The organism is Pseudomonas sp. 6D_7.1_Bac1, from assembly GCF_025465945.1.
Lineage (GTDB): Bacteria > Pseudomonadota > Gammaproteobacteria > Pseudomonadales > Pseudomonadaceae > Aquipseudomonas.
The window spans coordinates 24,566-46,510 of sequence record NZ_JANLNW010000050.1 but is presented as its reverse complement, the minus strand read 5'-3'; the positions used below and the strand labels follow the sequence as shown (position 1 = coordinate 46,510).

Here is a 21,945-nt window from a genome sequence, read left to right as displayed (position 1 = left end):
CCCGCCGTTATCCAGCCTCAACGGAGAGCTCCCCCATGACTGATTCCCCTGATCGTGACGAACGCCATCTGGCGCGCATGCTGCGCAAGAAAGCCGTGATCGATGAGCGCATTGCCAACTCGCCGAACGAATGCGGCCTGCTGTTGGTCCTGTCCGGCAACGGCAAGGGCAAAAGCAGTTCAGCGTTCGGCATGCTTGCCCGAGCGATGGGTCATGGCATGCAGTGCGGCGTGGTGCAGTTCATCAAGGGGCGCAACAGCACCGGGGAGGAGTTGTTCTTCCGCCGTTTCCCTGAACAAGTGCGCTTCCATGTGATGGGCGAAGGTTTCACTTGGGAAACCCAGGATCGTCAGCGCGATATCGCCGCCGCTGAAGCTGCGTGGGAAGTCTCCCGCGAACTGCTGCGTGACTCAGGCGTAGGCCTGGTGGTGCTCGATGAGCTGAACATCGCCCTCAAGCACGGTTATCTGGACCTCGACCAGGTGCTCAGCGACTTGCAGGCGCGTCCGCCGATGCAGCACGTGGTGGTCACCGGGCGTGGCGCCAAGCCGGAAATGATCGAACTGGCCGACACCGTCACCGAAATGGGCATGATCAAGCATGCATTCCAGGCCGGGATCAAAGCGCAGAAAGGCGTTGAACTGTGAATGAGCCCCGTCACTGTCCGGCAGTGCTGATTGCCGCGCCGGCTTCCGGTCAGGGCAAGACCACCGTCACTGCCGCACTGGCCCGCTTGCATCGCAATCAGGGGCGCAAGGTTCGGGTATTCAAATGCGGCCCGGACTTTCTCGACCCGATGATTCTCGAGCGCGCCAGCGGTGCGCCGGTGTATCAACTGGACATGTGGATGGTCGGCGAGCAGGAAAGTCGTCGGTTGTTGTGGGAAGCGGCCGCTGAGGCGGACCTGATTTTGATCGAAGGCGTGATGGGCTTGTTCGACGGCACCCCGTCCAGCGCCGATCTGGCGCGGCACTTCGGCGTGCCGGTGCTGGGCGTGATCGACGGCACCGCCATGGCTCAGACCTTCGGCGCGCTGGCGTTGGGGCTGGCGCGTTATCAGCCGGACTTGCCATTTGCCGGTGTATTGGCCAACCGCGTCGGCACCTTGCGTCACGCACAATTGCTCGAAGGTAGCCTGACCGAAGGTTTGCGCTGGTACGGCGCGTTGTCACGGGAAACCGGCATCGAATTGCCAAGTCGTCACCTGGGGTTGGTCCAGGCCAGTGAATTGAACGACCTCGATCTGCGCCTCGACGCAGCTGCCGAAGCCTTGGCCAGCAGCTGCGAAGTGGCGTTGCCGCCTGCTGTCGAGTTCGCCGCGCCTGACGTGATCGCTGCCGAGCCGTTGCTGGCAGGTGTGCGAATTGCCGTGGCTCGCGACGAAGCCTTCGCCTTCACCTATGGCGCGAGCCTCGACCTGCTGCGGGCGATGGGCGCCGAGTTGCGGTTTTTCTCGCCGATCCATGACCGCCAATTGCCTGAAGCTGACAGCCTGTATCTGCCCGGTGGTTATCCGGAATTGCACCATGTGGCGTTGGCTGAAAACACCACCATGCTCGATGCCATTCGCGCTCACCACGCTGCCGGCAAGCCGATGCTGGCCGAATGCGGCGGTATGCTTTATCTGCTCGACTCACTGACCGACGTCGACGGTTCGCGCGCTGAGTTGGTGGGGCTGCTGGCCGGTGATGCGGTGATGCAAAAGCGCCTGGCCGCGCTGGCCCTGCAAGCGGTTGAATTACCCGAGGGCGCGTTGCGTGGTCACACATATCACCATTCGTTGACCAGCACCGAGCTTGAACCGATCGCCCGTGGCCTGAGTCCGAACGGCGGGCGCGGCGCCGAAGCGGTTTACCGCGAGGGACGGATGACGGCCTCTTATGTGCACTTTTATTTCCCGTCCAATCCATCGGCGATCGCCGCGCTGTTTGCGCCAGACCTGAACCCTGTGGGAGCGGGCTTGCCCGCGAAGAGGCCATGACAGACAACGCATTTTCCGAGGCCGAGCGCGAAGCGGTTTATCGCGCGATTGCCGAACGTCGTGACATGCGTCACTTCAGCGGTGGCAGCGTCGAACCCGAGCTGCTCCGGCGTTTGCTCGAAGCGGCGCATCGGGCCCCGAGTGTCGGCTTGATGCAGCCCTGGCGGTTCATCCGCATCAGCGACCGGGCGTTACGCGGCAAGATCCAGCAATTGGTGGAAGAGGAGCGGGTACGCACCGCCGAGGCGCTGGGCGAACGCTCCGACGAGTTCATGAAGCTGAAAGTCGAAGGCATCAACGACTGCGCCGAAGTGCTGGTCGCCGCGCTGATGGATGATCGCGAGCGGCATATTTTTGGCCGTCGGACCTTGCCGGAAATGGACATGGCGTCGTTGTCCTGCGCAATCCAGAATCTTTGGCTGGCGTCCCGTGCCGAAGGTTTGGGCATGGGCTGGGTCTCGTTGTTCGAGCCGCAGGCATTGGCGGATCTGCTCGGCCTGCCGCCGGGGGCCAAACCGTTGGCGGTGTTGTGCCTGGGCCCGGTCAAGGCATTTTACCCAGCGCCGATGTTGGTCCTGGAAGGCTGGGCGCAGGCGCGTCCGCTGAGTGACCTGTTGTACGAAAATTATTGGGGAGTGAATCAATGAGTGTGGCGTTGCTGAGTGTCGCCGGGGTAGCGCTGGATGCGTTGCTGGGCGAACCCAAGCGCTGGCATCCGCTGGTGGCGTTCGGCCGTTTTGCCGATCGTATCGAGCAACGTTTCAACTCCGCCGGCCGTGGCTGGCGCAGTCATGGTGTCACCGCGTGGGTGATGGCGGTGCTGCCGCTGACCCTGTTGGTGACGGCGTTTTCCTGGCTGCCCTACATTGGCTGGGTCGTCGAGATCCTGGCGCTGTATTGCGCCCTTGGCCTGCGCAGCCTCGGCGAACATGTCGAGCCAGTGGCTCAGGCCCTGCGCAGCGACGATCTGGATGAAGCACGCACGCGTGTCGGTTATCTGGTCAGCCGTCAGACCAGTGAATTGGACTGCACCGAAGTGGCTCGTGCCGCCACCGAGTCAGTGTTGGAAAACGGCAGCGACGCGGTGTTCGCCGCTCTGTTCTGGTTTGCCGTCGCCGGTGCGCCAGGGGTGGTGCTCTATCGCCTGAGCAATACTCTCGACGCCATGTGGGGGTATCGCAACGAACGCTTTGAGCGCTTCGGCTGGGCGGCGGCGAAAATCGACGATGTGCTCAACTACGTTCCGGCGCGTCTGGTGGCTTTGACCTATGCGCTGTTGGGTAAAACCCGCTTGGCACTCAAATGTTGGCGCACCCAGGGGCCGACCTGGGACAGCCCGAACGCCGGGCCGGTGATGGCTGCTGGCGCGGGAGCGCTCGGGGTCGAGTTGGGCGGCGCGGCGATCTATCACGGTGAGCTGCATCAGCGTCCACAGTTGGGTGAAGGTGTGCCAGCAGACGCCAACTCCATCGATCGCGGCTGGCAGTTGGTTCAGCGCGGGGTATGGTTGTGGCTGCTGATTCTCTGTGTGGGGGCCGAGTTTTATGCTTGAGCACGGTGGCCGTTTGCGCAAGGCGGCGTTGCAGTACGGCATCGCCGAAGCCGATTGGCTCGATTTGTCCAGCGGGCTGGCGCCCTGGCCGTGGGCGATCCCGGAGATTCCGTTGCGGGCCTGGGCGCGCTTGCCGGAAACCGATGATGGGCTGGAGCAGGCCGCGCGCGAGTACTACGGCGCCACGCATGTGTTGCCGGTCGCCGGCTCCCAGGCGGCTATCCAATTGCTGCCACGCCTGCGTCGCGCCGGCAAAGTCGGCGTGCTCTCACCGTGTTACGCCGAGCATGCCGAGGCCTGGCGTCGCAATGGATATATCGTGCGTGAAGTGCTGGAGCAGGAAGTCGATTTCTTCCTCGACAGTCTCGACGTGCTGGTGGTGGTCAATCCGAACAACCCCACCGGCCTGAGCCTGACCCCTGAGCGCCTGCTCGACTGGCATGCGCGGTTGGCGCAACGCGGCGGTTGGTTGGTGGTTGACGAAGCGTTCATGGACAACACCCCTGCGCTGAGTTTGGCTGCGTATGCCGATAAGGTCGGGCTGATCGTTTTGCGTTCGTTTGGCAAGTTTTTCGGTCTGGCCGGGGTGCGATTGGGCTTCGTGTTGGCTGAGCGCAAGTTGCTCAAGCTGCTTGCCGAGCAGGTCGGGCCCTGGGCGGTCAGCGGGCCGACTCGGGTGTTGGGCCAGGTCTGTTTGCGCGACACTCAAGGGCATGCTCGCCAGCGCTTGCGCAGTGAAGAGGCGAGTCAGCGTCTGATTGAAGTCCTTGAGCGCCACGGCTTCAAGCCGCAAGGTGGCTGCGCCTTGTTTCAGTGGTTGATTACCGAGCGCGCTGAGCACCTGCACGAATTCATGGCCCGGCACGGCATCTTGCTGCGTCTGTTCACCCACAACAGCAGCCTGCGTTTTGGCTTGCCGGCCAATGAAGTCGATTGGTTGCGCCTCGAGCACGCTTTCGAAGCCTACGCCAAGGAAACCCCATGACCACGCTGATGGTGCAAGGCACCACCTCGGACGCCGGCAAAAGTACCCTGGTAACGGCGCTGTGCCGCTGGCTGACGCGCCAGGGGGTTCGCGTGGTGCCGTTCAAGCCGCAGAACATGGCGCTCAACAGCGCAGTGACCGCCGATGGCGGCGAAATCGGTCGGGCTCAAGCCGTGCAGGCCCAGGCGGCCAACCTTGAGCCGCACACCGACATGAACCCGGTGCTGCTCAAACCCAACAGCGATACCGGCGCGCAAGTGATCATTCACGGGCGCGCGGTTACCACCATGAACGCAGTCGCCTATCACGACTATAAAGCCATCGCGATGCAAGCGGTGCTGGCTTCCCATGAACGCTTGAGTGCAGCTTATCCGGTGGTGATGGTCGAAGGCGCGGGTTCGCCGGCCGAGATCAATCTGCGCGCTGGCGACATCGCCAACATGGGGTTCGCGGAGGCAGTAGATTGCCCGGTGGTGCTGATCGCCGATATCAATCGTGGCGGGGTATTCGCGCACTTGGTCGGTACGCTGGAGCTGCTGTCAGTCACTGAGCAGGCGCGGGTCAAAGGCTTCATCATCAACCGCTTTCGCGGCGACATCGCTTTGCTGCAACCGGGCCTCGACTGGCTGGAAGAGCGTACCGGCAAACCGGTGATCGGCGTGCTGCCATATGTGATGGATCTGCATCTGGAAGCCGAAGACGGCATCGATCAGCGTCAGACCGATAAAGCCGAGCAGGTGCTCAACGTGGTGGTGCCGGTGTTGCCACGAATCAGCAACCACACCGACTTCGATCCCCTGCGTTTGCATCCGCAGGTCAATCTGCAATTTGTCGGTCCCGGTCAGCCGATTCCACCCGCTGATCTGATCATCCTGCCGGGCTCGAAAAGCGTGCGCAGTGACCTGGTTTACTTGCGTGCCAACGGCTGGGACACCGCCATCGCTCGCCACTTGCGTTACGGCGGCAAGCTGCTCGGCATCTGCGGTGGTCTGCAGATGCTTGGCGAGCAATTGCATGACCCGTTGGGCCTGGAAGGCGCGGCGGGTTCCAGCGCCGGTCTCGGTTTGCTGGCATTCGAAACGGTGCTCGAAGAAGAGAAACAGCTGCGCAATGTGCATGGACGTCTGGCCCTGGAAAACGCCGAAGTCAGCGGTTATGAAATTCACGCCGGGGTCACCACCGGCGCTGCTTTGGAGCAGGCGGCGGTGCTGCTGGATGACGGTCGCTGCGACGGCGCTCAAAGTGCCGACGGGCAGGTGCTCGGTACGTACTTGCACGGCCTGTTCGAGTCCCCGGCTGCGTGCAGTGCGCTGTTGCGTTGGGCTGGTTTGCAGAACGTGCAGGAAGTCGATTACCACGCCTTGCGCGAGCGCGATATCGAGCGCCTGGCTGATTTGGTTGAGAAGCATCTGGACACCGGGCTGTTGCGTGAACTCTGCGGGTTTTGAGGTGGCTGTGCTGGCCCCATCGCGAGCAGGGGGAATTGTATTGAACACAAAATGGAGCAACACCTCACATCTAACGTGGGAGCGAGCCTGCTCGCGATGAGGCCTGTCGTTACACCGCAAAAATAAAAGGTTATGACCATGTTGCAACTGATCCTCGGCGGCGCCCGTTCCGGTAAAAGCCGTCTGGCTGAAAAGCTCGCCAGCGAAAGCGGCCTGGCGGTGACGTACATCGCCACCAGCCAGCCACTGGACGGCGAAATGAATGCCCGTGTGGCTCATCACCGAGAGCGTCGTCCGCCTGAATGGGCGCTCATTGAAGAACCACTGGAACTGGCTCGGGTGCTGCGCGAAACCGCTAGCATCGAGCGTTGCCTGCTGGTGGATTGCCTGACCTTGTGGTTGACCAATCTGCTGATGCTTGAAAACCCCGAGCGTCTGACGTATGAGCGTGAAGCTCTGTTGGAGTGCCTGGCGTCACTGCCGGGGGAAATTGTTTTTGTCAGCAACGAGACCGGTCTGGGTGTCGTGCCGCTGGGCGAGTTGACTCGCCGCTATGTCGATGAAGCCGGTTGGTTGCATCAAGCCTTGGCTGAGCGCTGTCAGCGTGTCGTGCTGACTGTCGCCGGCCTGCCCCTGACTTTGAAAGGAACTGCTTTATGACTCACTCCTGGTGGCTGAACCCATGCAAGCCGATCAACGCGCAAGCCCATGAACAGGCCGCGGCCCGACAGCAGCAACTGACCAAACCGGCGGGCTCTCTCGGGCAACTGGAGTCGGCGGCAGTGCAATTGGCGGGGTTGCAAGGTCGGGTCAAACCGAGCCTGAACCAGCTGTGGATTGCGATTTTTGCCGGTGACCACGGGGTGGTCGCCGAAGGAGTTTCCGCGTTCCCGCAGGAAGTCACCGGGCAGATGCTGCACAACTTTGTCAGCGGTGGCGCGGCGATCAGCGTATTGGCGCGGCAACTTGAAGCACGGCTGGAGGTGATTGACCTTGGTACCGTCACACCTTCGTTGAGTCTGCGGGGCGTACGTCATCTGCATCTCGGTCCGGGCACTGCAAACTTCGTTCACGGCCCTGCAATGACCCAAACCCAGGGCGAGCAGGCCTTGCAGGCCGGCCGTGACAGCGTATTGCGGGCAATCGCAGAAGGCTGCGAGCTGTTTATCGGCGGCGAGATGGGTATCGGCAACACCACCGCCGCCAGCGCTGTGGCCTGTGCATTGCTTGATTGCCCGGTGATGCATTTGACCGGGCCAGGCACCGGTTTGAACGCAGCGGGCGTGAGCCATAAGGCTCAGGTGATTGAACGCGCCCTGGCGTTGCATGCTGCTCAGCGCGGTGACGTGTTGCAGACGATGTTCAACCTTGGTGGTTTTGAAATCGCTGCGTTGGTCGGTGCTTATCTGGCCTGCGCCCAGGAAGGTTTGGCGGTGCTGGTCGACGGCTTTATTTGCAGCGTTGCAGCGTTGGTCGCGGTGCGCCTCAATCCGGCGTGCCGCGAGTGGCTGCTGTTTGGCCATCGCGGGGCGGAGCCGGGGCATCGCCATGTCCTGGAAACCTTGAATGCCGAGCCTTTGCTGGATCTTGGCCTGCGACTCGGTGAGGGCAGTGGTGCCGCGCTGGCGGTGCCGTTACTGCGTCTGGCCTGCGACCTGCACGGGCAGATGGCGACCTTCGCTGAAGCGGCCGTTGCCGATCGTCCGGCATGACATTGCACCTGGACCTGCTGCGCCACGGTGAAACCGAACTCGGTGGCGGTTTGCGTGGCAGCCTGGATGACGCGCTGACAGCCAAAGGTTGGGAACAGATGCGCGCAGCGGTGATTGACCAAGGGCCGTGGGATCGCTTGGTCAGTTCGCCACTGCAACGTTGTGCGCGTTTTGCCGAGGAGTTGGCCGAGCGGTTGGGCATACCGGTCGTGCTGGACAAAGACCTGCAAGAGTTGCACTTCGGCACATGGGAAGGGCAGAGCGCGGCGACGCTGATGGAAACCGACGCTGAGGCGCTAGGGCTGTTCTGGGCTGATCCCTATGGGTTCACACCGCCCGAGGGGGAGCCGGTGACCGCGTTTTCCACGCGGGTGCTGGCGGCCGTCGAGCGCTTGCATCAGGCCTGCGCCGGCGAGCGAGTGCTGCTGATCAGTCACGGTGGGGTCATGCGTTTGTTGCTGGCCCGCGCGCGCGGGTTGCCGCGCGAGCAATTGCTCAACGTTGAAGTCGGTCATGGCGCGCTGTTTTCGCTGTGCATCGAGGCTGATGCCGTGCTCAGGGAAGAGGGCTGAGCATGCTGCCGTTCTGGATCGCCCTGCAATTTCTCAGCAGCTTGCCGATTCGTCTGCCGGGCATGCCGGCGCCTCAAGAACTGGGGCGTTCGCTACTGTTTTATCCGCTGGTGGGGCTGCTGTTTGGTGGGTTGTTGTGGGCGCTGAACGGGCTGTTGCTCGGTACGCCAGCGTTGCTGCATGCGGCGTTGCTATTGAGTGCTTGGGTGGTGCTCAGCGGTGGTTTGCACCTCGACGGTCTGGCCGACAGCGCCGATGCGTGGCTCGGCGGTTTTGGTGATCGCGAACGCACTTTGACCATCATGAAGGACCCACGCAGTGGGCCGATCGCGGTGGTGACGCTGGTGCTGGTGCTGTTGCTCAAGTTCACGGCGTTACTGGCGTTGATTGATCAGCACTCCATCGTCGGCTTGATCCTCGCACCGTTGATTGGTCGCAGTGCCTTGCTCGGGTTGTTTCTGAATACGCGGTATGTGCGATCCGGCGGCCTGGGACAGGCGCTGGCCGATCATCTGCCGCGCAGGGCCGGTCTGCAGGTGATGTTGCTGAGCGCGCTGGCCTGCGTGCTGATCGGCGGCTGGAGCGGTGTGGTTGCGCTGCTGTTGGCGGCGCTGATGTTCTTCTGGCTGCGCCAGGTGATGCTGCGGCGTCTGGGCGGGACCACGGGCGATACGGCAGGGGCGTTGCTGGAATTGCTGGAAGTGACGGTGCTGGTGGGGTTGGCGCTGGTCTGAGGTGGGCTATTAAACACTCAAGGCTTCGGCCATTTGATATTCACATCTTGCTTTCAGTTAACCGCGGGTATATACACGCACCATGCTAGCCTCTCAATGTTTATGCATCAACCTGCGTCGCGCCGCTCGTGGCGTCAGCAGGCACTACGACGGCGCCCTCGACGGCTTCGGGATCAACGTTGCGCAGTATTCTTTGCTGTGCAATTTGCAGCGTCTCGATCAACCGAGTATTTCGACCCTGGCGGAAGCCATGGGCCTGGATCGCAGCACTCTGGGGCGCAATCTGCGGGTGCTGGAGGGGGAGGGGCTAGTGATGTTGGTTGAGGGTGAAGACCAGCGCAATCGCATTGTGCAACTGACTGAAACCGGGCGCGAACGCCTGGCAGCGGCCTTACCGGCCTGGGAAGCGGCGCAACAGCGGTTGATCGATCGTCTTGGCGCGCAGAAGCGCGCAACCTTGCTGGCCTTGCTGGATGAACTCGCCTGAGGCGGCGGGCCTTTCCAAACGTAAGCCCGAATTTAAGCCCGAACTTAAGCGGGTATATACCCGCTACTGGAGAATAAGAATGACATCGATGTGGCGAACCAGCGGTTGGGTTCTACTCGGGAGCGCGCTGATTCTGGCGCTGTCGCTCGGCATACGGCATGGCTTCGGGCTGTTTCTGCCGCCGATGAGTGCGCAGTTCGGTTGGGGGCGCGAGGTGTTCGCCTTCGCTATCGCCTTGCAAAACCTGATCTGGGGCCTGGCGCAGCCATTTACGGGGGCATTGGCAGATCGCTTCGGCGCGGCGAAAGTGGTGCTGATCGGCGGTGTGCTGTACGCCGTGGGGCTGGTGTTTATGGGCTTCTCCGATTCGGCATGGTCGCTGTCGTTGAGTGCCGGGTTGTTGATCGGTATCGGTCTATCCGGTACCTCGTTCTCGGTGATTCTTGGCGTGGTGGGGCGTGCCTTGCCACCGGAGAAGCGCAGCATGGGTATGGGGATCGCCAGCGCTGCCGGCTCCTTCGGTCAGTTCGCCATGTTGCCTGGCACGCTGGGACTGATCGGCTGGCTCGGTTGGTCGACGGCACTCCTGGTGCTGGGCATGCTGGTGGCGCTGATTGTGCCGCTGGTCAGCATGCTCAAGGACAAACCGCTGCCGGTGCTCGGCCATGAGCAAACCCTGTCCGAGGCGTTGCGCGAGGCGTGTTCGCACTCGGGTTTCTGGCTGCTGGCGTTCGGCTTTTTTGTCTGCGGTTTTCAAGTGGTGTTTATTGGTGTGCATTTGCCAGCGTACCTGGTCGATCAGCATCTGCCGGCCAGCGTCGGCACCACGGTGTTGGCGTTGATCGGCCTGTTTAATATCTTCGGTACATACACCGCTGGCTGGCTCGGCGGGCGCATGTCCAAACCGCGTCTGCTGACCGGCCTCTACTTGCTACGTGCGGTGGTGATTGGTCTGTTCATTTGGGCGCCGGTCACACAGGTCAGTGCTTATCTGTTCGGCATGGTCATGGGGTTTCTCTGGCTGTCGACGGTGCCGTTGACCAACGGCACCGTAGCGACACTGTTTGGTGTACGAAACCTCTCTATGCTGGGTGGTATCGTTTTCCTCTTCCACCAGTTGGGCGCGTTCCTCGGCGGCTGGTTGGGTGGGGTGGTTTATGACCGAACAGGAAACTATGACTTGATCTGGCAGGTAGCGATTCTCCTCAGTCTGCTGGCGGCAGCCTTGAACTGGCCCGTGCGCGAGCGCCCGGTGGCGCGGTTGCAGGCTCTGGCGAGTGCGGCGTGAGCAGGGGCGGAGTGTGGCTTGTCGCAGCCGGTGCTGGTGCACTGTTGCTGGCGCTGGTCTGGTGGGGCTGGCATCAGGGCGGTCTGGCGCTGATGCAACTCGGTATGGGTTCTTGTTGAGTCAGCACCCACTAAAAAGCCCCGCCTCTGTACAAGAGAGCGGGGCTTTTTCAATTCAGCCGATGAGCTGTTCAGGCTCGCCGTGAATCAGAAGCGGTAGGTCGCGCCGACACCAAAACCATTGGCGCTGTTTTCGTACTTGGCGCTGTAACTGTCTACCTGATTGGAGTTATTCACCGTGACAGCTTTTTCCTTGAGGTAGGAGTAGGCGACGTCGATAGTCAGATCATCGGTGACGTTGTAGCCAGCGCCAAGGCTGAAGACCGTGCGGTCACCCGTAGGAATACGTGGGGAACGGTCAGTATTGTTGGTAGGCGACTGGTCGAAGGTCAGACCAGTGCGCAATACCCACTGCTTGTTCAGCTGGTAGGAAGTACCGATGGCGTAGGCCCAGGTATTGCGCCAGTTCTGCTCTTCGGTGATCGTGCCGAACAGGGCAGGGGACAATGCACCGCCTTGTGCCGCCGTTACACCATCGTTGTTGACGGTGATGTTTTTCAGACGGCTCCAGCGTGTCCAGGTGGAACCTGCATACAGGGTCCACGCATCCGTCAGCTGTTGTGTCACGGAGAAATCGACCGATTCAGGCGTTTCGATTTTCAGCGAGGCATCGTATCGATTGCTTTGCAGGAAGGCGGAAGGAGCATTTGCGCCTGCGGTGATATCGGTATGACCTTCGAGCTTGTAATTCACTTTCGAGTGATAGGTCAGGCCGACGCGAGTGGTGTCGGTGGCTTGTACCAGGACCCCGAAGTTGTAGCCCAAAGCGGTATCGTCCCCTTTGATTTTGACGTGGGTATCGCCAAAAAGAGGTACGTCCGACTCGAGAGTGCCGCCCATGCGGTTAATGGTCGGGCCGAAACCGATCGATACTTTGTCGTTAAAGGCATAGCTGACGGTAGGTTGGAAGGTGACAACCTGGACTTCACTCTTGCTGCCGAAGCCGCCACCCTGGAAGCCACTTTCATAGTTGGTAATCAGACCAAAAGGTGCATAGACACCGAGGCCGAATGCCCAGTGATCATCAATCGGCTTGACGTAATAGCCCATCGGAACGGCTGTGAATGGCACCATGTCGCCCTTGTTGGTACCCGGGTGGGCGCCTTGGGCGTCTTTGATATCGCTCGAAGCATCGATAGCTGCCAGCCCGCCAGTGACTTCCTGGCGCTTGATACGCGACATGCCGGCAGGGTTGCCAAATACAGTACTTGCATCATCGGCAGATGAAGAGCGTCCCGCATAACCAGTGCCCATCCCACTGATGCTCTGTTCGTTGAGGGCAAAGCCACTTGCGAAGATCTGGGTGGATGCCACGGCAACGGCGAGGCTAAGGGTGGTTTTGAGCATTACTTTTTTCATTATTAGAACTCCTGGTGATCACCGGGGCGAAAATTACCAACATTTTCGTTCCGGCGCTATAGGCTGTATGGCTTGAGATAGAGCGCTTTTGTAGGACAATCAGACCAAATTCGCATCTATATGCGCGATCTTGCACATTGCCCGATTAACAGGCGATCTGATTCAGAGGTGATACACAGGTTTGCCAGGCGCAGGTGAAGTCACGCAGACGACCTTGCGGCTGGAAGATCTGGCGCCAGATTCGGGCCATGCCCAGCAGGTCATCTGCCTCGGGGAGCGGGGTGTTTTGTTCTTCTATTAATAGCCAGGCGATGGCAGTGGCGTAGCGCAGGTTGACCGTCAGTTCGAGGTGCGGGCCGCTGAGAAATGCATGCTGGCTGGCGAGGCCGCGAACCAGGCTGGCGCGCTCCGGGTCCAGCGCCAGATAGTGATCCCAAAGTGCCTGATGGCGAGGTTCGGCAATCCGGTACAGGCCATGCCCGCGGCGGTCATGCAGGGCGGAACCCAGGGCGGACTGACTGGCGGCAATGCCCAGCAGCAGGGATTCGGCTGTCGTGCTGTGACGCCCGAGGTAAATCAATGTCGGACGGATCACATAACGGCACAGTTCGCTGGCGGCGATACCCATAAAGCCCTCGAAACGTGAAGTGGGCGGCAATTCCTGAAGGGGAGCTTGGCAGCGCTGGATCGGTTCAGGATCGCCGGAAGCGGATCAAGCCGCTTGAGTTGAAGTGTAGTGTCATATTCTTGCCGTAAAGGACTGTTTTTAAAATATTTCTGGCTTCGAGTTATAACCGTTATACCGCTTAGTGCTTAAGCCGGTACAGCGAATGGAGAAACATCAGGCAATAAAAAGCCCTGCTTTTTGGGCAGGGCTTTTGAGGTTTTCAGCCTTTCTGGCGTTTCAGGCAACCAGTGCCTGACGGGTACGCTCGATCACGGCCTGCAGCGGCTCGGCGCTGGAGTATTGATCGGGGTACAGGCGTTCGCTGTGACGAGCGATGCCGTGTTCATTGACCAGGGTGAAGCTGAAGCAGCCTTTGCGAGCAGCCATGATCAGGCAGTTCATTGGTGCAAAAGCGTTGGTTAGGGTGCGAATGGCATCCTGAGTATGGATTTGAGTAGACATGGTTATTGGGTGTTCCTACAAATGACACGGATAAGAACCGTGCAACGTTAAAACGTTCCAGTAACATCGATCACCATTGATCGAACGAAGAACCCGACTGGAACAAAGCAGCCAGTTGAAGCGCTATGATTTTTGCGCGCTTGGGCCGGCAGGTAGGTACTTAGGAGGGCAGGCAACACATCAAGGGCAAAGGTTCTGGGCCCGGGGTGAAGATCCTGATCAATTTGCAGGTTGGTTCGGTCAGAGTAAGTGAGCTTCGCAACACCCTTTGCATTCGATTCAAAGGCAGTGTTGTCGCAAGCGTTACCTGGAAACCATCGAGGTGGTCGATCCCGTGATGTCGGTAAAGGCTTCTCTTTAGGGAAGGTATACCGCAGGAGTTGTTCGACCAGAATTGACTTTCAGCTTGGTACTAACGCCGCGGATACTAACGGATTGAATTCAAGAAAGGAAGTGTGTTAGGCAAAAAAACTTCTGTGCGTGCGTGGATCTCTCTGCTCGCAGGCCGGAATTTGCCGTGCCTGGAGCGATTTGCAATCGCTGGGGAAATATCGCGGCAAGAGTACAGCACACAATTGGGTCGCTGTGTGTCCGGCAGCGTCAGCCATTAACGTGCTTGAAACGCAGGTGCGTCGAGGCTTGTTGTGACTGATTGCCTACAGAGCGCACGAAAAGAGGGCGACGATATAACCGCCTCAAAGGTACTTGTGCACATTAGTCGCGCGGGCTGTCACGGGGCTGTCATTTCGCCTTCAAGCGCAGTGGGTGCCTGTAGTGAAAATTTAAGTCAATGAAAAACATCGCTTTTTTTTACTGGTGAAAAAATCGTCAGTTTGACTGCGGGCCCCATTCCACAGGGCTTGCGGCGAGTTCAGGGCGGGTTGTCCACTGAGTTATCCACAGCTTCTGTGGATTGTCCCAAGCGCTTGCTCTAGCACGGGCGTACCGGCTTTTTTCGACTTTACCCGTATGAAAAAAGGAGTAGAGTGGCGCGCCTTCCGATCTGCCCCACAGTGCTTTATGAAGTTTCGCTCAGTATCAACCTCCGCTACCGCCACACCCTCAGGTGTTACCCCACCCAAGCGTTTTTCGATACGCGTCGCCGAATGGTTGCTCGACAGCCCACGCCTGGGCGAAAACCCCAACGTCAAACATTTCGCCGGGCGTCTGCTCAAGGCTCCGGCCCGTGAAGGGGTGGTAGCAGCGCAAAGTCGTCTGGGGCAATTGATGTGTCGCGAATGCGGGAATGCCCGGGATCGGCGCATTGGCCAGGACCTGCTGCGTCAGGCCGCGCGTGCCGGTGACCGGCGTGCCCAGCGCGAACTCGGTCAGATCGAAGACTGAGCTGTCCAAGCTCCGACGGCTTGGTTAACCTTCGCGCTTTAATTCATCGGCAGGAGTCGTCATGGCTATGGACGTGACCAGTGTATTGCTCGGTCTGGCGGGGGCTGCGCTGCCGTTGTTGGTGCTGGCGTGGCAACTGCAGCGACGCCTGAGCACCGGGCAGTCCGAGCTGTCGCTGCTTGAAGAGCGCTTGAGCACTGCGCAATTGGCGCAGGACGGTCTTAATGCGCAACTCGATGCCTGCCGCGATGAAATCAGCGACTTGAGCCAGGCCAACGCCGCCAAGCAAGCTGATCTGGCCGCTGTGCGCCGTGAAGTCGAACTGTTGCAGGTCGAGCGCGACAATGCGCGTGACGCAGCCCATGCCTGGAACCTGGAACGCAGCGGCAAAGAAGCCGAGTTGCGGCGTCTGGACGCTCAGGCTGCGTCACTCAATGCCGAGCTGCGTGAGCAGCAAGAAAGCCATCAGCAACGCCTGAGCGACCTGCAAGGCTCGCGGGACGAGCTGCGGGCGCAGTTTGCCGAGCTGGCCGGGAAGATTTTCGATGAGCGCGAGCAGCGCTTTGCCGAAACCAGCCAGCAGCGCTTGGGTCAGTTACTCGATCCGTTGAAAGAGCGCATTCAATCCTTTGAGAAACGCGTCGAGGAAAGCTATCAGGCCGAAGCCCGTGAGCGCTTCTCGCTGGCCAAGGAGTTGGAGCGTCTGCAACAACTGAACCTGCGCTTGAGCGACGAGGCGACCAACCTCACACGAGCGCTCAAAGGACAGAAAACCCAAGGTAACTGGGGTGAGTTGATTCTCGAGCGAGTGCTGGAGCACGCGGGCCTGGAGAAGGGCCGCGAGTACCAGACTCAAGTCAGCCTCAAGGGGCCGGATGGCGAGCGCTTCCAGCCCGACGTGCTGATTTATCTGCCGGGCGACAAGCAAGTGGTGGTCGACTCCAAGGTGAGCCTGACGGCCTATCAGCAATACGTGTCGGCTGACGACGACGCGATTGGCCAGGCCGCGCTCAAGCAGCATGTGCTATCGCTGCGTAATCATGTCAAAGGCCTGTCCGATAAGGACTATAAGCGTCTGGACGGTTTGCACAGCCTGGATTTCGTCTTGCTCTTCGTGCCCATTGAGGCGGCTTTTGCCGCGGCATTGCAGGCCGAGCCGAATCTGTTTCAGGAAGCCTTTGATCGCCATATCGTCATCGTCAGCCCGACCACCTTGCTGGCCACGTTGCGCGTTATCGACAGCCTGTGGAAGCAGGAGCGCCAGAGCCAGAATGCCCGGGAAATTGCCGAGCGCGCGGGTTGGCTGTACGACAAGTTTGTGCTGTTTATTCAGGACCTGGACGAGGTCGGCAATCGCTTGCAGCAGTTGGACAAAGCCTACAGCGCTGCACGTAACAAACTGACGGAGGGCCGTGGCAATCTGGTCAGCCGCAGCGAGCAGCTAAAATTGCTCGGCGCACGGGCCAGCAAGAGCTTGCCGGCAGATCTGCTGGAGCGGGCGATGACCGGTGTCGATGGGTTGGCGGAGTTGCCGGAATAAATCAAAAGATCGCAGCCTGCGGCAGCTACACGACCTGATTCAGATTTGAGCTGCCGAAGGCTGCGATCTTTTCTCGTATCCTTCATTACAACGGCAAATGCCGGCTCAACAACGCCCGCAACGCTGCCGGTTTCACCGGTTTTGGCAGGTATTCCAGGCCCGCTGCATGCACTTGGGCAACCATCTCCGGTCGCCCGTCAGCACTGATCACCACACCGGGCACCGGCTCACCCAGTTGGGTACGTAGCCAGCCCATCAAATCGGTGCCGGTTTCGCCATGGTCGAGGTGGTAATCCACCAGCGCCAGTTGCGGGCGAACGCCGTCGCTGAGCAGCACCGCACATTCATCGCGGTTGCGTGCGGTGTACACCTGACACCCCCAGCGCGAAAGCAGGCTGTTCATGCCAATCAGAATGCTGTCTTCGTTATCGATACACAGCACCTGCGCGCCCGTCGGCAGTCGGCCATTGAGCTCGGCAGTTTTACCTGGCGCACTGGTTTGAGCCTGGGCCAGGGGCACGCTGACGCTGAACACACTGCCTTTGCCTGGCCAGGAACGCACTTGCAGTTGATGACCGAGCACCCGGCACAAGCCGTCGGCAATCGCCAGGCCCAGGCCCAAGCCTTTTTCGGCGCGGGTCTGGTGGCTGTCGAGGCGCTTGAATTCCTCGAAAATCACCTGACGTTTGTCTTCTGGAATCCCCGGGCCACGGTCCCAGACTTCCAGGCACAGGTGATCGCCCTTGCGCCGCACGCCCAGTAGTACAGGGCCTTTGGCGTAGCGAAAGGCATTGGTCAGGAAATTTTGCAGAATCCGCCGCAGCAGTTTCATATCGCTGTCGGCCCGCAAGCGGCTGCCGCGCAGGCGAAATCTCAGCCCTTGTTCCTGCGCCAGGGCCTTGAATTCGGCACCGAGGGTGTCAAATAAATCGTTGAGCACAAACGGCTTGCGATCCGGGTTGATCTTGCCGTTTTCCAGGCGCGAGATATCGAGCAGGTCGCTGATCAAGTCCTCGGCCGAACGCAGCGAACTGTCCAGATGCTGCACCAGTTGCCGGGTCTGTGTAGAGAGATCGTCGTCCTGGTGGGACAGGGCGGAGGAGAATAGACGCGCGGCGTTTAACGGCTGCATCAGGTCGTGGCTGACCGCTGCGAGGAAGCGGGTTTTCGACTGGTTGGCCGACTCGGCGGTGCTTTTGGCTTCGGTCAGGGCGACGTTCAACTGCGACAGTTCATGGGTGCGCTCGGTGACGCGCCGCTCCAGACCCTCGTTGGCCTCGGTCAGCGCCTGTTCGGCTTCGCGGAACGCGGTGATGTCGGTGAAACTCATGACAAACCCGCCACCCGGCATTGGATTGCCGATCAGCTCGATGACTCGACCGTTGGGGAACAACCGCTCTGAAGTGTGGGCGCGTCCCTGACGCATCCAGTGCAGACGTCGGGCAACGTGCACTTCCGCCTCGCCGGGGCCGCACAGGCCGCGTTCGGCGTTGTAGCGAATGATGTCGGCAATCGGCCGGCCGACACTGATCAGGCCATCCGGGTACTTGAACAGTTCAAGGTAACGACGGTTCCAGGCCACCAGTTTGAGCGACTGGTCGACCACGCTGATGCCTTGGGTGATGTTCTCGATCGCGCCTTGCAGCAAGGCGCGGTTGAATTGCAGCACTTCCGAGGCTTCGTCGGCGATTCGTACCACGTCCTCAAGCTGCATTTCCCGACCTTCAATGGCGGCTTTTACCACCGCACGGGTCGATGAAGCCCCCAGTACACCGGCGAGCAAGCGTTCGGTATGAGCGATCCATTCTCCGTCAGCGTTCTGATTGGGGTTGAAGCCTTTGCCCTGGCGGTAGGCGAAGCGGATGAAGCTCTGACGTGCCCGTTCTTCACCCACAAAACGCGCCGCGAGTTGTAGCAGATCGTCGATTTGTACCGACAGCAGCGAGCGGGCGCTCGGTCGTGCGCTGATCTCCTGGCCAATAAAACGCCCAGCCTGCCAGTGTTCCGACACCCGTGTCCGGGAGAACACTGACACCCAGGCGAACAACGTGAAATTGCCGGCCAGCGACAGCACCACACCTTGGGTCAGCGGGGTAATCGGCAGGTTCAGAGGATTGCCGTGCAACCAGCCCAGGCCCGGGAAGCTGTTCAGCGACCAGCCCAGGCTGAGGGCGGCGATCGGCAGGATCAAGGTGTAGAACCAGAGGAAGGTCCCGGCGGCGAGACCGGCGAACACCCCGCGGCGGTTGGCCTGTTTCCAGTACAACGCGCCGAGCATCGCCGGTGCCAGTTGGGTCACGGCGGCGAAAGCGATCTGCCCGATGGTGGCCAGACTGGCGGTTGAACCGAGCAGGCGGTAGGCGACATAGGCCAGCAGCAAAATCACCACGATGCTCACGCGACGCACCGAAAGCATCCAGTGGCGGAATACCTCGAATGGCCGCTCGGCGTTTTTTCGGCGCAATAGCCATGGCAGCAACATGTCGTTGGAGACCATGGTCGACAGTGCCACGCTGGCGACGATCACCATCCCGGTGGCGGCCGATGCGCCACCGATGAACGCCAGTAATGCCAGTGCCGGATGGGCCTGGGCCAGCGGCAGGCTGATCACGAAGGAGTCTGGCAGTACGGAGCTTGGCAGCAGCATTTGCCCGGCCAGTGCAATCGGCACCACGAACAACGCGGCCAGCGCCAGATAGGCCGGGAACACCCATTTTGCCAGGCGTAAATCCTGCGGCTCGATGTTCTCCACCACAGTGACATGGAACTGTCGGGGCAGGCAGATGATCGCCATCATCGCCACGCCGGTCTGTACCACCATCGATGGCCAGTTGATGGTTTCTTTCCAGTATTGCTCCAGGCGTGGTGCGAGCATGGCTTGATCGAACAGGTCGTCGAAACCGTCGTACAAACCATAAGTGACGAAGGCGCCGACCGCGAGAAAGGCGAGCAGCTTGACCAGCGCTTCGAACGCAATCGCCAGCACCATGCCACGGTGGTGCTCGGTAGCATCGAGGTTGCGGGTGCCGAAGACGATGGTGAACAACGCCAGAATCAGCGACACGATCAGTGCCGTGTCCTGGGCGCGAGTGCCCATGGCGTCGGCGCCGGCGCCGATCAAAAGATTCACACCCAGCACGATGCCTTTGAGCTGCAAGGCGATGTAGGGCAGCACGCCTACCAGGCAGATCAGTGCCACGACTACCGCCAGCGATTGCGACTTGCCATAGCGGGCGGCGATGAAGTCGGCAATCGAGGTGATGTTTTCCTGCTTGCTGATCATCACCATTTTTTGCAGGACCCAGGGCGCGCACACCAGTAGCAGGATCGGTCCCAGATAAATCGGTAAAAACGACCAGAGTTGTTCGGCGGCCTGACCGACAGCGCCAAAGAATGTCCAACTGGTGCAATAGACCGCCAGCGACAGGCTGTACACCCAGGCACGCATTCGCGGCGGCAGCGGCGCGCTGCGGCGGTCGCCGTAAAAGGCGATGGCGAACATGATGGCCATATAGGCCAGGGCGACGGCAGCAATCAGCCCGCTGGACAGCGACATGGGAACTCCAGGCAAAAGACACCCGGGACGCAAGCCCGGTCTGACAGTCTCGCACGACCCACACGGTTAGTCAGTGTCGACCAAGGTCTCAGCGCGGCGAGGTGTCGCAGGGTAACTTTCTTTGTCGATACCGACCTCATCGTCGGAACGCCGCCCGGAGCAAGCTCGCTCCCACAGTTGATCGGTGTCGCCACATTATTTGTGATCAGTACTGAGTCAATGTGGGAGCGAGCTTGCTCGCGATTACATCAGGCGCTGAGACTTCACTGACGCAACGAAATATCGATCAACCGATGCAACTCTTCAACCTCAAGCGCCGCCGCCGCGAACAGGATGCGGAACACAGTCGGCGCCACCACCATGTTGATCAGTCGGTCGACACTTGGCTTCGGCTCATCTGAATAACGGTCCAGAATCGTCTGCAACTGCCCGCTGAGAATGCTCACGCAATACCCCGGCGTGGCGGAGCATTGCACGTCGCGCATCATGTTGCGGCCCGGTTCTGAACTCATCTCGTCCAGATACTGCTCGGCCCAGGCGCGCAGGTCGCCCCGCAGGCTGCCGGTGTTGGCCGGTTCGCTGTCAGGGCGCATGCGTGCCAGCGCGACGTCGGCCAGCAGTGCCGACAAGTCGCCCCAGCGTCTGTAGATCGTCGACGGCGTCACGCCGGCGCGGGCGGCGATTTGCGGCACGGTCACGGTGGAACGCTCCTGCTCTTCGAGGAGTTCGCGCACTGCCGTGTGGATGGATTCCTGCACCCGGGCACTTCGGCCGCCAGGGCGTAACGCTTCTTTAATTGCCATGCAGCAGACCTTAACACAAAGAATTTGCTTTAAGCTGAGGCCAGTAGCACACTCCGCAAAAGCAAAAAATTAGCTTTTGCGGAGTGTGCCCATGTCCAGTGCTGTCTCAAACCGTTCCAGTCTGGTGTTCCTGGCGATCACCTTACTGAGTTTTCTCGCCGCTTCCAGCGCGCCAACACCGCTTTATCACCTGTATCAGGAGGCGCTGCAGTTTTCTCCGGCGACCCTGACGCTGATTTTCGGGGTGTATGCCCTGAGCTTGCTGGTTGCGTTGCTGACGGTCGGTTCGCTGTCGGATCATCTGGGACGCAAACCGGTGATCTTCGCCGCGTTACTGTTGGATATGCTGGCGATGCTGCTGTTTATCAACGCCGACAGCGTGGCCTGGCTGATTGCCGCGCGTGTGCTGCAAGGTTTCGCCACCGGCATGGCCACCAGCGTGCTCGGCGCGGCGTTGCTCGACACTGACCGGCAACAAGGTCCGCTGGTGAATAGCGTCGCACCGCTGCTGGGCATGGCGTGCGGGGCATTGGGTACCGGGTTGCTGGCGCAATACGCGCCACAACCTTTGCAGTTGGCTTACTGGATTCTGTTCGGGCTGTTCCTGCTGCAAGCCCTGTATGTCTGGCGTCTGCCCGAAAGCGTCAGTCGGCAACCCGGCGTCTGGGCGTCGCTGCGCCCCACCTTGCATGTGCCACTTCAGGCGCGGCGGGCGCTGTGGTTGGCGCTGCCGGTGGATGTGGCGGTCTGGGCGGTGGGTGGGTTCTTCCTGTCACTGGCGCCATCCCTGGTGCGTGCGGCGACCGGTTCGACCTCGAACCTGATTGGCGGAAGTCTGGTGGCGGTGTTAACGGTCAGCGGCGCGCTGATGATCTTCTCGTTGCGCAATCGTCCGGCAGACAAAGTCCTGCGCCTGGGCGCAAGTTTATTGGCGATCGGCATCACCCTGATTTTGACGGCGGTGCACAGCGCCAGCCTGTCGCTGTTTTTCTTCGCGACCCTGGTGGCCGGCAGTGGTTTTGGCGCCGGTTTTCTCGGTGCCTTGCGTAGCGTGGTTCCGCTGGCCTTGCCCCATGAGCGCGCGGGGTTGATGTCGGCGTTCTACGTGCTGAGTTACCTGGCGTTCTGCCTGCCGTCGCTTGCGGCAGGCAACCTGACCCGGACCTTCGGCCTGATCGCTACCACCGATGGTTATGGTGCGGTATTGATCGTGCTTTCGCTCGGCGCCTTGTTTGGGTTGATGCGCCAGCGTCAGGCCGAACTGTGCGAGGCCTAGCTGGGTCGAGACGTCTTCGCGCTCATGCGTTAGCCTTGGCTCCGATCGTAACCGCTCTGT

Annotated in this window: 20 protein-coding genes; 15 read left to right on the top strand and 5 right to left on the bottom strand. The window is 60.5% G+C overall.

The window, feature by feature from the left end:
- Positions 1–35 precede the first annotated feature (35 nt).
- The 12 genes from cobO to NTD87_RS11030 all read left to right on the top strand — a co-directional run bounded on the left by cobO (position 36) and on the right by NTD87_RS11030 (position 10,759).
- On the top strand, positions 36–647 hold the full coding sequence (gene cobO, locus NTD87_RS11085; RefSeq protein WP_262113924.1) for a cob(I)yrinic acid a,c-diamide adenosyltransferase: 612 nt from the start codon (positions 36–38) through the stop codon (positions 645–647).
- Positions 644–1,981 (top strand): cobyrinate a,c-diamide synthase, encoded by a 1,338-nt coding sequence (locus NTD87_RS11080; RefSeq protein ID WP_262113922.1) that lies wholly within the window; start codon positions 644–646, stop codon positions 1,979–1,981. The genes cobO and NTD87_RS11080 overlap by 4 nt, the downstream gene beginning before the upstream one ends.
- A complete protein-coding gene (bluB, locus tag NTD87_RS11075; protein WP_262113921.1) occupies positions 1,978–2,628 on the top strand; it encodes a 5,6-dimethylbenzimidazole synthase in 651 nt (216 codons plus the stop codon). Before NTD87_RS11080 ends, bluB begins: the two co-directional genes overlap by 4 nt.
- Positions 2,625–3,533, top strand: coding sequence for an adenosylcobinamide-phosphate synthase CbiB (gene cbiB / locus NTD87_RS11070; RefSeq protein ID WP_262113919.1), 909 nt, complete (start codon positions 2,625–2,627; stop codon positions 3,531–3,533). The genes bluB and cbiB overlap by 4 nt, the downstream gene beginning before the upstream one ends.
- Positions 3,526–4,518, top strand: coding sequence for a threonine-phosphate decarboxylase CobD (cobD, locus tag NTD87_RS11065; protein ID WP_262113918.1), 993 nt, complete (start codon positions 3,526–3,528; stop codon positions 4,516–4,518). Before cbiB ends, cobD begins: the two co-directional genes overlap by 8 nt.
- Positions 4,515–5,966: a cobyric acid synthase gene (locus NTD87_RS11060; protein WP_262113916.1), complete on the top strand. Its 1,452-nt coding sequence runs from the start codon at positions 4,515–4,517 to the stop codon at positions 5,964–5,966. The genes cobD and NTD87_RS11060 overlap by 4 nt, the downstream gene beginning before the upstream one ends.
- A gap of 138 nt (positions 5,967–6,104) precedes the next feature.
- Positions 6,105–6,626 carry a bifunctional adenosylcobinamide kinase/adenosylcobinamide-phosphate guanylyltransferase gene (gene cobU, locus NTD87_RS11055; protein WP_262113915.1) on the top strand — a complete coding sequence of 174 codons (522 nt, stop codon included), beginning with the start codon at positions 6,105–6,107 and terminating at the stop codon, positions 6,624–6,626.
- Positions 6,623–7,678 (top strand): nicotinate-nucleotide--dimethylbenzimidazole phosphoribosyltransferase, encoded by a 1,056-nt coding sequence (gene cobT / locus NTD87_RS11050; protein ID WP_262113913.1) that lies wholly within the window; start codon positions 6,623–6,625, stop codon positions 7,676–7,678. Before cobU ends, cobT begins: the two co-directional genes overlap by 4 nt.
- Positions 7,675–8,250 (top strand): alpha-ribazole phosphatase family protein, encoded by a 576-nt coding sequence (gene cobC / locus NTD87_RS11045; protein ID WP_262113911.1) that lies wholly within the window; start codon positions 7,675–7,677, stop codon positions 8,248–8,250. Before cobT ends, cobC begins: the two co-directional genes overlap by 4 nt.
- 2 nt (positions 8,251–8,252) lie before the next feature.
- Positions 8,253–8,984: an adenosylcobinamide-GDP ribazoletransferase gene (locus NTD87_RS11040; RefSeq protein WP_262113910.1), complete on the top strand. Its 732-nt coding sequence runs from the start codon at positions 8,253–8,255 to the stop codon at positions 8,982–8,984.
- 82 nt (positions 8,985–9,066) lie between these two features.
- Positions 9,067–9,471: a MarR family winged helix-turn-helix transcriptional regulator gene (locus NTD87_RS11035; protein ID WP_262113909.1), complete on the top strand. Its 405-nt coding sequence runs from the start codon at positions 9,067–9,069 to the stop codon at positions 9,469–9,471.
- Between the two features lie 79 nt (positions 9,472–9,550).
- Positions 9,551–10,759: an MFS transporter gene (locus NTD87_RS11030; RefSeq protein ID WP_410017483.1), complete on the top strand. Its 1,209-nt coding sequence runs from the start codon at positions 9,551–9,553 to the stop codon at positions 10,757–10,759.
- Positions 10,760–10,965: 206 nt separating this feature from the next.
- Here NTD87_RS11030 and NTD87_RS11025 read toward each other — a convergent pair whose 3' ends face one another.
- From NTD87_RS11025 to NTD87_RS11015, 3 genes are all read right to left on the bottom strand, one after another.
- On the bottom strand, positions 10,966–12,237 hold the full coding sequence (locus tag NTD87_RS11025; RefSeq protein ID WP_262113906.1) for an OmpP1/FadL family transporter: 1,272 nt from the start codon (positions 12,235–12,237) through the stop codon (positions 10,966–10,968).
- A 145-nt stretch (positions 12,238–12,382) separates the two neighbouring features.
- Positions 12,383–12,865 carry a hypothetical protein gene (locus NTD87_RS11020; RefSeq protein WP_262113905.1) on the bottom strand — a complete coding sequence of 161 codons (483 nt, stop codon included), beginning with the start codon at positions 12,863–12,865 and terminating at the stop codon, positions 12,383–12,385.
- 276 nt (positions 12,866–13,141) lie between these two features.
- Positions 13,142–13,366 carry a hypothetical protein gene (locus NTD87_RS11015; protein WP_007898912.1) on the bottom strand — a complete coding sequence of 75 codons (225 nt, stop codon included), beginning with the start codon at positions 13,364–13,366 and terminating at the stop codon, positions 13,142–13,144.
- A 1,020-nt stretch (positions 13,367–14,386) separates the two neighbouring features.
- On the opposite strand from NTD87_RS11015, the gene NTD87_RS11010 reads away from it, so the two are divergent.
- Positions 14,387–14,710 carry a sel1 repeat family protein gene (locus NTD87_RS11010; RefSeq protein ID WP_262113904.1) on the top strand — a complete coding sequence of 108 codons (324 nt, stop codon included), beginning with the start codon at positions 14,387–14,389 and terminating at the stop codon, positions 14,708–14,710.
- A gap of 175 nt (positions 14,711–14,885) precedes the next feature.
- On the top strand, positions 14,886–16,250 hold the full coding sequence (gene rmuC / locus NTD87_RS11005; RefSeq protein WP_262114064.1) for a DNA recombination protein RmuC: 1,365 nt from the start codon (positions 14,886–14,888) through the stop codon (positions 16,248–16,250).
- Between the two features lie 85 nt (positions 16,251–16,335).
- Here rmuC and NTD87_RS11000 read toward each other — a convergent pair whose 3' ends face one another.
- On the bottom strand, positions 16,336–19,806 hold the full coding sequence (locus NTD87_RS11000; RefSeq protein WP_262113903.1) for a hybrid sensor histidine kinase/response regulator: 3,471 nt from the start codon (positions 19,804–19,806) through the stop codon (positions 16,336–16,338).
- 263 nt (positions 19,807–20,069) lie between these two features.
- Entirely contained in the window at positions 20,070–20,609 is a 540-nt protein-coding gene (locus NTD87_RS10995; protein WP_262113902.1) for a TetR/AcrR family transcriptional regulator, read from the bottom strand.
- A gap of 91 nt (positions 20,610–20,700) precedes the next feature.
- Here NTD87_RS10995 and NTD87_RS10990 point away from each other — a divergent pair, with 91 nt between their 5' ends.
- Positions 20,701–21,885, top strand: coding sequence for an MFS transporter (locus NTD87_RS10990; RefSeq protein ID WP_262113899.1), 1,185 nt, complete (start codon positions 20,701–20,703; stop codon positions 21,883–21,885).
- The last annotated feature ends 60 nt before the right edge of the window (positions 21,886–21,945 follow it).